Source organism: Mesorhizobium sp. CA13 (genome assembly GCF_020165235.1).
GTDB lineage: Bacteria > Pseudomonadota > Alphaproteobacteria > Rhizobiales > Rhizobiaceae > Mesorhizobium.
The window spans coordinates 32,254-44,806 of record NZ_JAIUHS010000008.1; the positions used below are offsets into that span (position 1 = coordinate 32,254).

The 12,553-nt window shown below is 62.4% G+C and carries 10 protein-coding genes; 6 read left to right on the plus strand and 4 right to left on the minus strand.

Annotation, left to right across the window (positions count from 1 at the left end; all coding sequences use genetic code 11):
* Positions 1 to 90: 90 nt before the first annotated feature.
* The 4 genes from LB566_RS18795 to LB566_RS18810 all read left to right on the plus strand — a co-directional run bounded on the left by LB566_RS18795 (position 91) and on the right by LB566_RS18810 (position 7,321).
* A complete protein-coding gene (locus tag LB566_RS18795) occupies positions 91 to 2,874 on the plus strand; it encodes a valine--tRNA ligase (protein WP_224625471.1) in 2,784 nt (927 codons plus the stop codon).
* Between the two features lie 361 nt (positions 2,875 to 3,235).
* Positions 3,236 to 4,456: an OmpP1/FadL family transporter gene (locus tag LB566_RS18800; protein ID WP_224625472.1), complete on the plus strand. Its 1,221-nt coding sequence runs from the start codon at positions 3,236 to 3,238 to the stop codon at positions 4,454 to 4,456.
* A gap of 305 nt (positions 4,457 to 4,761) precedes the next feature.
* On the plus strand, positions 4,762 to 6,486 hold the full coding sequence (gene ilvD, locus LB566_RS18805; RefSeq protein ID WP_224625473.1) for a dihydroxy-acid dehydratase: 1,725 nt from the start codon (positions 4,762 to 4,764) through the stop codon (positions 6,484 to 6,486).
* Positions 6,473 to 7,321 (plus strand): tetratricopeptide repeat protein, encoded by an 849-nt coding sequence (locus LB566_RS18810; protein ID WP_224625474.1) that lies wholly within the window; start codon positions 6,473 to 6,475, stop codon positions 7,319 to 7,321. The genes ilvD and LB566_RS18810 overlap by 14 nt, the downstream gene beginning before the upstream one ends.
* A 57-nt stretch (positions 7,322 to 7,378) precedes the next feature.
* On the opposite strand, the gene LB566_RS18815 is transcribed toward LB566_RS18810, so the two are convergent.
* From LB566_RS18815 to erpA, 4 genes are all read right to left on the minus strand, one after another.
* Positions 7,379 to 7,696: a hypothetical protein gene (locus tag LB566_RS18815; RefSeq protein WP_318012859.1), complete on the minus strand. Its 318-nt coding sequence runs from the start codon at positions 7,694 to 7,696 to the stop codon at positions 7,379 to 7,381.
* A 64-nt stretch (positions 7,697 to 7,760) separates the two neighbouring features.
* Positions 7,761 to 8,555 (minus strand): exodeoxyribonuclease III, encoded by a 795-nt coding sequence (gene xth, locus LB566_RS18820; protein WP_140495757.1) that lies wholly within the window; start codon positions 8,553 to 8,555, stop codon positions 7,761 to 7,763.
* A gap of 7 nt (positions 8,556 to 8,562) precedes the next feature.
* The gene (locus LB566_RS18825) at positions 8,563 to 8,955 is read right to left on the minus strand and encodes a VOC family protein (RefSeq protein ID WP_140551451.1); all 393 of its coding nucleotides are present in this window, start codon (positions 8,953 to 8,955) and stop codon (positions 8,563 to 8,565) included.
* A gap of 7 nt (positions 8,956 to 8,962) precedes the next feature.
* Entirely contained in the window at positions 8,963 to 9,310 is a 348-nt protein-coding gene (gene erpA / locus LB566_RS18830; protein WP_224625476.1) for an iron-sulfur cluster insertion protein ErpA, read from the minus strand.
* 141 nt (positions 9,311 to 9,451) lie between these two features.
* On the opposite strand from erpA, the gene LB566_RS18835 reads away from it, so the two are divergent.
* Positions 9,452 to 10,666 carry a deoxyguanosinetriphosphate triphosphohydrolase gene (locus LB566_RS18835; RefSeq protein ID WP_224625477.1) on the plus strand — a complete coding sequence of 405 codons (1,215 nt, stop codon included), beginning with the start codon at positions 9,452 to 9,454 and terminating at the stop codon, positions 10,664 to 10,666.
* 62 nt (positions 10,667 to 10,728) lie between these two features.
* Positions 10,729 to 12,486, plus strand: coding sequence for an arginine--tRNA ligase (gene argS, locus LB566_RS18840; RefSeq protein WP_140551454.1), 1,758 nt, complete (start codon positions 10,729 to 10,731; stop codon positions 12,484 to 12,486).
* Positions 12,487 to 12,553: the final 67 nt, after the last annotated feature.

Genomic DNA, 12,553 nt, shown 5'->3' on the forward strand with positions numbered 1-12,553 from the left:
GTTGCCGAGGCGGCCCCCACGGTTGACTCGATCAAAGCCTTCCGATTTACACCGGACCAGCAAAAATCCGACAGCGCGGACCGTTTTCCCATGCTTGAAAAGACCTACGACGCCAAAACCGTCGAACCGAAGATTGCCAAGATGTGGGAAGAGGCCGACGCGTTTCGCGCCGGCGCTGGCGCCGAGGAGGGGGCTGAGGCCTTCACCATCGTCATCCCGCCGCCCAACGTCACCGGCTCGCTGCATATGGGCCATGCCCTCAACAACACGTTGCAGGACATTCTCGTGCGATTCGAGCGCATGCGCGGCAAGAACGTGCTGTGGCAGCCGGGCATGGACCATGCCGGCATCGCCACGCAGATGGTGGTCGAGCGGCAGTTGATGGAAAAGCAGATCCATCGCCGCGACCTCACCCGCGAACAGTTCATCGAGAAAGTGTGGGAGTGGAAAGCCGAATCCGGCGGCGCGATCCTCAACCAGCTGAAGCGGCTCGGCGCCTCGGCCGACTGGTCGCGCGAACGCTTCACCATGGATGAGGGCCTGTCCAAGGCTGTGCTCGAAGTGTTCGTCACGCTCTACAAGGAAGGCCTGATCTACAAGGACAAGCGCCTTGTGAACTGGGATCCCAAGCTGCTCACGGCGATTTCCGATCTCGAGGTCGAGCAGCAGGAGGTCAACGGCAATCTCTGGCACTTCCGGTACCCCGTTGAAGGCGTGGCCTTCGATCCGGAAAACCCGAAGACCTTCATCACGGTTGCGACCACACGTCCGGAAACGATGCTGGGCGACACGGCCGTCGCCGTGCATCCGGAGGACGAGCGTTTCCGGCACCTTGTCGGCAAGAATGTCGTCCTGCCGATCGTCGGCCGCAAGATTCCCGTGGTGGCGGATGAGTATTCCGATCCGGAGAAGGGCTCTGGCGCGGTCAAGATCACGCCGGCGCACGACTTCAACGATTTCGAGGTCGGCAAGCGCCACAAGTTGCCGGCGATCAATATCCTCACCGTCGAGGCGGCGCTAAACCTCAGGGACAATGAGGATTTCCTCGCCGGCCTCGAGGTGACGCCGGAGCGCCAGGCGGTCTGGGACGAACTCAACGGCCTCGACCGCTTTGTCGCGCGCAAGAAGATCGTCGAACTGATGGAAGAAGGCGGCTTCCTCGACAAGGTGGAACCGCATCGCCACGCCGTGCCGCATGGCGATCGCGGCGGCGTGCCGATCGAGCCGTTCCTGACCGAGCAGTGGTATGCTAACGCGGCGGAACTCGCCAAGCCGGCCATCGCCTCGGTGCGAGAGGGGCGCACCAAGATCATACCCGCGAATTGGGAAAAGACTTACTTCCAGTGGATGGAAAACATTGAACCCTGGTGCATCTCGCGCCAGCTTTGGTGGGGTCACCAGATTCCGGCATGGTATGGGCCGGACGGGCGCGTCTTCGTCGAGAAGACCGAGGAAGAAGCGCTGAGTGCCGCGATCGAATATTATCTGGCGCTCGAAGGACCCTGGAAGGCCTGGGTCGAGGACAAGCTCGAGAATTTCCAGCCAGGCGAAATCCTGAGCCGCGACGAGGACGTGCTCGACACCTGGTTTTCGTCGGCGCTGTGGCCGTTCTCGACGCTGGGCTGGCCGGATGAGACGCCGGAACTGAAGACCTACTACCAGACCGACGTGCTGGTGACCGGCTTCGACCTGATCTTCTTCTGGGTCGCCCGCATGATGATGATGGGCCTGCACTTCATGGACGAGGAGCCGTTCCACACCGTCTACATGCACGCGCTGGTGCGTGACAAGAACGGGCAGAAGATGTCGAAGTCGAAAGGCAACGTCGTCGACCCGCTCGACCTCGTCGACGAATATGGCGCCGACGCGCTGCGCTTCACGCTGACGGTGATGGCGGCGCAGGGACGTGATGTGAAGCTCGATCCCGCCCGCATCGCCGGCTACCGCAATTTCGGCACCAAGCTGTGGAACGCGACGCGCTTCGCCGAAATGAACGAAGTCGCGCGCAACGACGATTTCTGGCTGAACGACGCCAAGCTGGCGGTCAACCGCTGGATCCTGACCGAGCTGACACGCGCCGCGCGAGAGGTCACGGACGGCATCACCTCATACCGCTTCAACGAGGCGGCGGGGGCGGCCTACCGCTTCGTCTGGAACCTGTTCTGCGACTGGTATCTGGAGCTGCTGAAGCCGGTGTTCATGGGCGCGGACGAGGCGGCCAAGGCCGAAAGCCGTGCCTGCGTCGCCTTCGTGCTCGACGAGATCTACAAGCTCCTGCATCCGATGATGCCGTTCATGACCGAGGAACTTTGGGCGCAGACCGCGGGCGAGGGCAAGGAACGCGCTTCGCTGCTTTGCCATGCCGCGTGGCCGTCGCCGGATTTCGAGGACGCTGAAGCGGCCGCCGACATCAACTGGCTGGTTGATCTCGTGTCCGGCATTCGTTCCGTGCGTTCGGAAATGAACGTGCCGCCGGCAGCCATCGCGCCGCTGATGGTGATCGGAGCCAACACGCTTACCCACGAACGGCTGGAGCGCCACGCCGCCGCGATCAAGCGGCTGGCACGCGTCGGCGACATCTCGCAGGTTGACGCCGCACCCAAGGGCTCGGCGCAGATCGTGCTCAACGAGGCAACGGTCTGCCTGCCGCTCGGCAGCCTGATCGATCTCGCCGCCGAGGCCGCGCGCTTGCAGAAAGAACTGGCCAAGGTGACCGAGGAGATCGCACGCCTGCACAAGAAGCTGTCCAACGAAAGATTCGTCGCCAGCGCACCGGCCGAGATCGTGGAAGCCGAGCGTGAAAAGCTGGCCGAATACCGCGAGGCGCAGGGCAAGCTTTCGGTGGCGTTGGCCAGGGTTCGCGAAGCGGGTTGAAGGCAGATTCGGGAGGCTTTAGGACCCTCTAAAATGGGGTGGCTTTTTGCCTCGAAAACCGGCATTCCGTAGCGTTAATGTTGACGTAAACGGAAGTTTTCGCCCCATTGTTGCCATAATGTAACAATGGGGCGTCTGACTGCTCAAAACTACTTATTTTTGGCCCTTTTGGCCGATTTTCTCCTGCTTTTTTGAGTGCGACGCCCCCCGGCGGACCGTTTTTTTGCCTTGCTGCGCTGGTCTGCATTTTGTCCGGGATGCGTCCGGTGGACATGTACATGTACGCCCCGAGAATTCGTTGTTGCACCGTTAACCTGAATTGGTTCTAGCTGGATGCACTGACTATTCGGGGAGGACATCCATGAACAATCTGCGTCTGAAAGCACTGCTGGGGGCAGGGTGCTTTTCGCTGGCTTTGCTGGGGACGGCAATGAGCTCGGCACATGCCGGCGGCCTGGAGCGCGGCGGCTACGATATCGACCTCCTGTTCGATCCGGCTCCGTTCACGACGGACGCGGAAGCGACCTACGTGATGCCGGATCGCAAGTACGAGAATGCGCGTGGTCCCGGCGGAGCCAATCTCGGCCTGGGTACCTCGGCCGACGGAGCCGAGGGTTATTGGGTACCGCGCATAGGAATGAAGGCCCAGATTGTGCAGGGCGTCGACTGCATGGTCGATTATTCGCAGCCTTGGGGTGCGCATACAGCGCCTGGTATGTGGAACGGCGCGCTCTCTAACATCGAGACCGATATCAAGAGCAACAACTACGCCGGCACCTGTTCCTACAAGTTTGATGCAGGCAAGGGCCAGCTCCGCTTTATCGGCGGGTTGTTTTACCAGGATATCTCGGGCTTCAAGGAAAGCTTGGTCAATCTTGCCCCCGTATTGACGGGTCGTGTCGATCTGGAGGCTAGCGGTTGGGGCTGGCGCGCCGGCCTCGCCTACGAAATCCCTGACATCGCGCTCCGCGCCAGCTTGGTCTACAATTCGAAGGTCAAGCTTGACAACATTTCGGGCACACTCACCTTACCGGCTATTCTTGGAGGTTCTCGGCCGATCTATGGCGCAGAGGAGTCGATGCCGGATTCGCTGGAACTGAAACTGCAGTCCGGTATTGCGCCTGGCTGGCTGGCCTTCGGTTCAATCAAGTGGGTCAACTGGAGCGTGCTGCAGAGCGTTCCGATCTGCCCAACAATTGCGCCTGGGGCGGCTTGCTTCACGAACGGTCCGGGTCAAGTGACGTCGCTCGACCTGATGTATCGTGACGGCTGGACCGTTTCAGGTGGTATCGGCCACAAGTTCAATGATCAATGGAGTGCCGCCGGTCAATTGACTTGGGATCGTGGCACCTCGCATGGCTATGGTGCGCAGACCGATACGTGGACCCTGGGCGGCGGCGTCGCCTATACGCCGCAGCCCAACATCGAAGTGCGGCTCGCTGGAGCGGTCGGCGTTTTGACCAGCGGCCATTCGGGGACATTGGCTGGTGAGAACGGCTATGTTGCAGGCGAGGATGCCAGCTACGATTTCGGGAATGATCTGATCACGGCGATCTCTGGTGGTGTGAAGATCAAGTTCTAAGTCTCTGTAAGATCGAATGAAAGGCCGGGCAATGCCCGGCCTTTTTCGTTGCGGGCTGTGGCCGAGCCTGTCGGCCCCAGGACTGCGTTGCAGATAAACCGCACCGGCTCCGCCTCGTGTCGATGTGATGTTTTGGCAACACTTTCTGAACAACCCCTGCGCTAGAAGTCAGGCCGAGGAAATTGCCCATTTCCCGCCATAAACCCGGCGCACCTCGATCTTGTCTCGGGACACGCGCCAAAAGGCTCGGCGATGAGGCAGGCCGCACCGCCCCCTTGCGAGGAAGATGTGGGGCAAGGAAGAGTATGGACGCCAAAGTCATCTCCAAGGCCAAGCTCCCCAGCCGCTATGTGACCGTCGGTCCGGCGCGTGCGCCGCATCGTTCCTATCTCTATGCCATGGGCCTGTCGGCGGCCGAGATCGCGCAGCCGCTGGTCGGCGTCGCCTCCTGCTGGAATGAAGCGGCGCCCTGCAACATTTCGCTGATGCGCCAGGCGCAAGTAGTCAAGAAGGGCGTCGCGGCCGCCAACGGCACGCCGCGTGAATTCTGCACCATCACCGTCACCGACGGCATCGCCATGGGCCACCAGGGCATGAAGTCTTCGCTGGTGTCGCGCGAAGTCATCGCCGATTCGGTCGAGCTCACCATGCGCGGCCATTGCTACGACGCGCTGGTCGGGCTCGCCGGCTGCGACAAGTCGCTGCCCGGCATGATGATGGCCATGGTGCGGCTCAACGTGCCGTCGATCTTCATCTATGGCGGCTCGATCCTGCCCGGCAGCTATCGCGGCCGCCAGATCACCGTGCAGGATGTGTTCGAGGCGGTGGGCCAGCACTCGGTCGGCACGATCGGCGATGCCGAACTGCTTGAAATCGAGCAGGCCGCCTGTCCGTCGGCCGGCTCCTGCGGCGCCCAGTTCACCGCCAACACGATGGCGACCGTGGCCGAGGCGATCGGCCTGGCACTGCCCTATTCCTGCGGCGCGCCGGCGCCCTATGAAATGCGCGATCGTTTCAACTTCGCCTCCGGCGAAAAGATCATGGAACTGATCGCCAGGAATATCCGGCCGCGCGACATCGTCACGCTGAAAGCACTGGAGAACGCGGCAACGGTGGTTTCGGCCACTGGCGGCTCGACCAATGCGGCGCTGCATTTGCCGGCCATAGCGCATGAGGCCGGCATCAAGTTCGACCTGTTCGATGTCGCCCGGATTTTCGAGAGGACGCCATACATCGCGGACCTCAAGCCCGGCGGCAAATATGTCGCCAAGGACATGTTCGAGGCCGGCGGCATCCCGCTGTTGATGAAGACGCTGCTTGACCACGGCTACCTGCATGGCGACTGCCTGACGGTCACTGGCCGCACTTTGGCCGAAAATATGGAGCATGTTGCCTGGAATGAACACCAGGATGTGGTCCGCCCGGCCGACAGACCTATTACCCAAACCGGCGGTGTCGTGGGCTTGAAGGGAAACCTTGCCCCCGAAGGCGCGATCGTGAAGGTCGCGGGCATGACGGAGTTGAAATTCTCCGGCCCGGCGCGCTGTTTCGATTCGGAAGAGGAATGTTTCGAAGCGGTGACGCATCGCAACTACCGGGAAGGCGAAGTTCTCGTCATCCGCTACGAAGGGCCGCGCGGCGGACCTGGCATGCGCGAGATGCTGTCGACGACGGCGGCACTCTACGGCCAGGGCATGGGTGGCAAGGTGGCGCTGATCACAGACGGCCGTTTCTCGGGCGCGACGCGCGGCTTCTGCATCGGCCATGTCGGGCCGGAGGCAGCCGTTGGCGGTCCGATCGGCCTCATCCGGGACGGCGATGTGATCTCTATAGACGCCGTGAACGGCACGATCGATGTGGCGTTGTCCGATAGGGAACTGGCTGCGAGGGCAAAGAGTTGGAAGGCGCGCACGACCGATTATCAGTCGGGCGCGATATGGAAATACGCACAGACGGTAGGTTCCGCCCGCGACGGCGCGGTCACCCATCCGGGCGGTGCGAAAGAAACACACTGCTATGCGGACATCTGAGTTGTTGAAGTCAACGCCAGAGTTGTTGAGGTCGTCTGTCCTTCCGGCACTGGTCGCGTTGGCGATCTTCGGCGCCGTCGGCCAGGCCATGGCCTTCGACGACAAGGTGTTCGACGACAAGACCGGCGTGAAGCCGCAGTCGAGCCCCTGGGCGGTGTTCCAGTTCGGTTTCTCCGCCTACAAGAACGGCCACAAGGAACAGGCCGCCGAGGCCTATAAATACGCCGCCGAAAACGGCCAGATCGGCGCCACCTGGAAGCTTGCCCGCATGTATGCCGAGGGCGACGGCGTGGCGCGCGACGATTACGAGGCGTTCAAGTTCTTCTCGGAGATCGTCGATCAGGACGTCGAGCCCGGCTCACCGGAAGAAAGCTACGTCTCCGACGCGCTGGTGGCGCTGGGCGACTACCTGCGCAAAGGCATTCCCGGCAGCCCGGTGACCGAGAACGAAGTGGCGGCCCAGGAATATTACATGCGCGCCGCCGCCAACTACCGCAACCCGAATGCCCAGTTCGAGATGGGGCAGATGTTCCTGAAGGGCGAGGGCGGCGTGAAGGCCAGCGTCAAGCAGGCCGGGCGCTGGTTCCAGCTCGCCGCCGAAAAAGGCCATGCCGGCGCGCAGGCGACGCTCGGCCATCTGCTGTTCCAGAGCGGCAAAATCGTGCGCGGCCTGGCGATGATGACGGCAGCACTCGAACGTGCGGCGCCCGCCGACCAGCCCTGGATCCGCGGCATGCAGGAAGAGGCTTTTGCCGCCGCCGGCGAAGCCGACCGCCGCACCGCGATCTCGCTCGCTGACGACATCCTGACCAAGGGTACCAACGCTGAGCAGTAAGGAGCGACGGCCGAACCGCCGATCTCCCTACAAGGGGGGAGATTAGCCACCGCAAACTCAATTCTCGGTCGGCTTCGTCGGCACCATGCTGGGAGCGGGCGCCGAGATCGGCGTCATCGGCGGGTGGGGTGCCAACATGTCTTGCGGGCAGCTATCCTCGACCTTCGTCCATGAGGTGTTGTTGAGCACCATTTCGCAGCGGGCGAGATGGCTCTTGTCGGCGACCGTCAGGCAGGCGACCTGGCCGACCGGGTAGGATTTTTCATTGGCGAGACATTCCTCAGCGGCGAAAGCCGCCGCGGGAGCGGCCATGGCGAATGCCAGGCCGATCGGACAAAGGACAAGTCGTATGGTCATGGGAACCCCAGCCGCCATGATGATCTTCCATCATGCGCCTGATTGTGGCGATAGGAGGTCCAGCGCGGGCTCGGGGTCTCCGTCAGGCCGGCAGCAAATCGAGATCGATGGCCACCGGCACGTGGTCGGACGGTTTTTCCCAGGCGCGCACATGCTTTTCGATCGAGGCCGATGAAAACCGGTTGGCGGCCTCGGGCGACAGCAGCAGGTGGTCGATGCGGATGCCGTTGTTTTTCTGCCAGGCGCCGGCCTGGTAGTCCCAGAAGGTGAAGGTGTCACCCGCATCGGTGACCGAACGCACCGCTTCGGTGAAGCCGAGATTCTTCAGCCTGCGGAACGCCTGCCGCGTCTGCGGCTGGAACAGCGCGTCATTCAGCCAGTTCTCCGGGAATTTCGCGTCGACAGGTTCGGGAATGACATTGTAGTCACCGGCCAGCACCAGGGCTTCCTCCAGCCTCAGCCGCTCCTCGGCCCAGCGCTCCAGCCGCGCCATCCAGGACAGCTTATAGGAGAATTTCCTCTCGTCATCGATCGGATTGCCGTTCGGCAGATAGAGCGAGGCGACACGCAGCGCGCCCTTGTCGGTCGAGAACACGCCTTCGATGAAGCGCGCATGCTCGTCGGCGTCATCGCCGGGCAAGCCTCTGATAACCTCGTCGAAGCGCAGTTTCGACAGCAGGGCGACGCCGTTGAACCCCTTCTGGCCGTGGGTTTCCACATTGTAGCCAAGCGCCTCGATCTCGGCGCGCGGGAACTGCTCGTCGACCGTCTTGATCTCCTGCAGGCAGACGATGTCGGGGGCGCTTTCGGTCAGCCAATGGGTGAGGTTGCCGATGCGGGCGCGAATGCCGTTGATGTTCCAGGTGACGATCTTCATGGCGGCCTCAATGTTCTTCCGGGGCAAGACGTTCGACGAGACCGATCGTATTGCCTGCGGGATCCTTTAGAAAGGCCATCCACTCGCTTTCCCCCGCCCGGCCGAACTGGCCCTCGGTGTCGCGATGAACAAGCGTCGGAGGCGCGGTGAAGGGAACGCCCGCAGCTTTCGCGCCGGCGTGGAAATCCTCGAGACCTGATATGTCGAGATAGACGGTTCCGGCTGGAATGCCGTCGGTGAACAGCAGCCGCACGCTGCCGGCCATGATGAAGGCGATGCCCGGCGGATCGTAACGCGCATGCACGCTCATCCCAAGCACGTCGCGCCAGAAGGCCAGAGTCGCGTCGAGGTCTCGCCCGGCCGAGAGTGCGACCTGACGGACCGCGCCAATGGCAGGCATGTTGTTCCTAAATGGAGAAGCTTGTGCCGCAGCCGCAGGAGGCGACCGCATTCGGGTTGCGGATCTGGAACGACTGGCCCATCAGGTCGTCGACGAAATCGATCACCGACCCGCCCATATAGACCAGCGACAGATCATCGATCAGAACCGTGGCGCCGTCCTTCTCGATGGCGACATCGTCGTCGTTGCGCGCCTCGACCAGATCGAACTTGTAGGAAAAGCCGGAGCAGCCGCCGCCTTCGACGGAAACGCGCAACGCCGTCTTGCCGGCCTCGCCCGACACAATCTTGGCGATCCGCCTGGCGGCGGCATCGGTCATCTCGACTTTCATGGCAGTCTTGGCATCCGCGCCCATGGGCGTCACCTTGCTTTCGGTTTCACATGATAGGTATGAAGCGCGAAGGGCCAAGTCAACCGGCCATAGTCTGGCGGCCATAGTCTGGCGGCCAAAGTCTAGCGGCCAAAGTCAGGCGGCCAAAGTCAGGCGGCATCGACCATGACCAACGAATTGGGCGACATCGGATTCGGGTATAGGCCCCGCGCGGCCTACGCCAGCGATCCGGCGCGCTCGCGCGGGCGTCTGTTCGAAGAGGTCGAAAGCCCGACCCGCACGCCCTTCCAGCGCGACCGCGACCGCATCATCCATTCCACCGCGTTCCGGCGGCTGAAGCACAAGACGCAGGTCTTCATCGCCCATGAAGGCGATCATTATCGCACCCGGCTGACCCATTCGATCGAGGTGGCGCAGATCGCACGCGCCCTGGCGCGGGCGCTGCGCGGCGACGAGGATCTGGCTGAGGCGGTGGCGCTGGTCCATGATTTCGGCCACACGCCTTTCGGCCACACCGGCGAGGACGCCCTCAACGAGAAGATGGCTGATTGGGGCGGCTTCGACCACAACGCGCAATCGCTGCGCATCGTGACAAGGCTGGAAGCGCGCTACGCAGAGTTCGACGGACTGAACCTGACCTGGGAAACGTTGGAAGGCCTGGTCAAGCACAATGGTCCGCTGACCGATGCAAACGGCAAGGGCCTGAAGGGTCCGGTGCCGCAGGCGATCCGCGACTATTCGGAACTGCACGACCTCGAACTCGACCGGTTCGCCGGCATCGAGGCGCAGTGTGCTGCCATCGCCGACGATATCGCCTACAACACCCACGACATCGACGACGGTTTGAGGGCGGGGCTGCTGACGCTGGACATGCTGAAGGCCGTCTCGCTGCCGGGGACCATCCTGGAGGGGGTGCGCGCGCGCTATCCCAATCTCGACGAGGTGCGCACCGGTCACGAGCTGATGCGGCGCCAGATCACTGCCATGGTCGAGGACGTGATCAGGTCGACCACCGCCAATCTGGAACGCACCGGGCCACAGAGCGCCGATGCGGTGAGGGCGGCGCGCCAGACGATGGTGACCTTTTCCGCCGAAATGGCCGTCGCCGAGAAAGAGCTGAAGGCCTTTCTCTACAAGCACCTCTACCGGCACAAGGAAGTCATGCGCGTGCGCGCCGATGCCGAGCGGATCGTCAGGGACCTGTTCGACGTCTATTTCGCCGACCCGCGCGCGATGCCGGACGGCTGGCGCGAAGGGCTCGACCGGGCCGAGGATCGCATCAAGGCGCGCAGCGTGGCCGACTTTCTGGCGGGGATGACCGACACCTACGCGCTGAAGGAACACCGGCGTTTGTTTGACCGTACGCCGGATTTGAGCTAGGGCGGGCTCGATTTTGCCGGCCAACAAGCCGGATTCCCTGCAAAGCCGCCAGAGTCATACCCATGAACATCTTCGCCGACTTCACCGCGCGAATCATAAAAGCCGTCGAAACGCTTGATCTGAAAGACAATGACGGTGTTCCGCCCGACCTGTCGCGCATCGCCGTCGAGCCGCCGCGCGATGCCAGCCATGGCGATCTCGCTACCAATGCGGCGATGGTGCTGGCGAAGCCCACCGGCCAGAACCCGCGGGCGCTGGCCGAGCGCCTGGCGCTCGCGCTGCGGGACGACAAGGATGTCGCGGCCGCCGAAGTTGCGGGCCCTGGCTTCGTCAATTTGCGGCTCAAGGACGGTTTTTGGCAGGCACATCTCACGACGCTTCTAGGGGAGGGCCGCAATTACGGCCGCTCCAGCATCGGCGGCGGCAGGAAAGCCAATGTCGAATATGTATCGGCAAACCCGACGGGACCAATGCATGTCGGCCATTGCCGTGGCGCGGTGGTTGGCGATGCGCTTGCCAATCTGATGGCCTTTGCCGGCTTCGACGTGACCAAGGAATATGTCATCAACGACGCCGGCTCGCAGATCGACGTTCTCGGGCGCTCGGTGATGCTGCGTTATCGCGAAGCGCTTGGCGACGAGATCGGCGAGATCCCGGCCGGGCTCTATCCCGGCGACTATCTGGTCCCGGTCGGGCAGGCGCTGGCCAAGGAATTCGGCCGGTCCTTGCTGCAGATGCCGGACGAAGAGGCGCTCGCCATCGTCAAGGACCGCACCATCGACGCGATGATGGCGATGATCCGCGAGGATCTGGCGCTGCTCAACGTGCATCATGACGTGTTCTTCTCCGAGCGCACGCTGCACGCCGACAATGCCAGGAAGATCCGCTCGGCGATCAACGACCTGACGCTGAAGGGCCATATCTACAAAGGCAAGTTGCCGCCGCCCAAGGGCGAGAGGCCGGACGACTGGGAAGATCGCGAACAGACCCTGTTCCGTTCGACGGCGGTCGGCGACGACATGGACCGGGCGCTGGTCAAGTCGGATGGTTCGTTCACCTATTTCGCCGCCGACGTCGCCTATCTCAAGGACAAGGTCGATCGCGGCTTCGTCGAGCTGATCTATGTGCTCGGCGCCGATCATGGCGGTTATGTCAAGCGGCTGGAAGCGCTGGCGCGGGCGATCGCCGGCGACGATGTGAAGCTCACGGTTCTTCTGTGCAACCTGGTAAAGCTGTTTCGCGATGGCGAGCCGGTGCGCATGTCCAAGCGGTCCGGCGATTTCGTGACGCTGCGCGAAGTGGTGGAGGAAGTCGGACGCGACCCCATCCGCTTCATGATGCTTTATCGCAAGAACGATGCGCCGCTCGATTTCGACTTCGCCAAGGTGACCGAGCAGTCCAAGGACAATCCGGTGTTCTATGTGCAGTACGCTTCGGCGCGCTGCCATTCGGTGTTCCGGCAGGCGAGCGAGCAATTGGGCGAAGCGAATTTCGATCGCAACAGCCTGGCAGCTGCCGTGGCGTTGCTGACCGATGAAGGCGAGATCGGCCTGATCAGGAAACTCGCTGAATATCCACGGTTGATCGAGTCGGCGGCACTTGCGCTCGAGCCGCATCGGCTGGCATTCTACCTCTACGATCTGGCCTCAAGCTTCCACGGGCACTGGAACCGCGGCACCGATAATCCGGACTTACGTTTTGTTAAGGTTAACGACCGACAATTGACGCATGCCAGACTAGGGCTGGTGCAGGCTGTTTCGGATGTCTTGACGTCCGGCCTGACGCTGATCGGCGCCGCCGCGCCCACCGAAATGCGTTAGGTTTGACTAAAAAACCTGTCACCTTTTGCCCACATTGCGCTGGTAAGGGCCAACCCTGCGCGACGTC

Bases quoted from the DNA above. Each gene is read 5' to 3' on its own strand.
- LB566_RS18795 (WP_224625471.1), top strand. From the start codon at position 91: ATGCTTGAAAAGACCTACGACGCCAAAACCGTCGAACCGAAGATTGCC.
- LB566_RS18800 (WP_224625472.1), top strand. From the start codon at position 3,236: ATGAACAATCTGCGTCTGAAAGCACTGCTGGGGGCAGGGTGCTTTTCG.
- ilvD (WP_224625473.1), top strand. From the start codon at position 4,762: ATGGACGCCAAAGTCATCTCCAAGGCCAAGCTCCCCAGCCGCTATGTG.
- LB566_RS18810 (WP_224625474.1), top strand. From the start codon at position 6,473: ATGCGGACATCTGAGTTGTTGAAGTCAACGCCAGAGTTGTTGAGGTCG.
- LB566_RS18815 (WP_318012859.1), bottom strand. From the start codon at position 7,696: ATGGCGGCTGGGGTTCCCATGACCATACGACTTGTCCTTTGTCCGATC.
- xth (WP_140495757.1), bottom strand. From the start codon at position 8,555: ATGAAGATCGTCACCTGGAACATCAACGGCATTCGCGCCCGCATCGGC.
- LB566_RS18825 (WP_140551451.1), bottom strand. From the start codon at position 8,955: ATGCCTGCCATTGGCGCGGTCCGTCAGGTCGCACTCTCGGCCGGGCGA.
- erpA (WP_224625476.1), bottom strand. From the start codon at position 9,310: ATGGGCGCGGATGCCAAGACTGCCATGAAAGTCGAGATGACCGATGCC.
- LB566_RS18835 (WP_224625477.1), top strand. From the start codon at position 9,452: ATGACCAACGAATTGGGCGACATCGGATTCGGGTATAGGCCCCGCGCG.
- argS (WP_140551454.1), top strand. From the start codon at position 10,729: ATGAACATCTTCGCCGACTTCACCGCGCGAATCATAAAAGCCGTCGAA.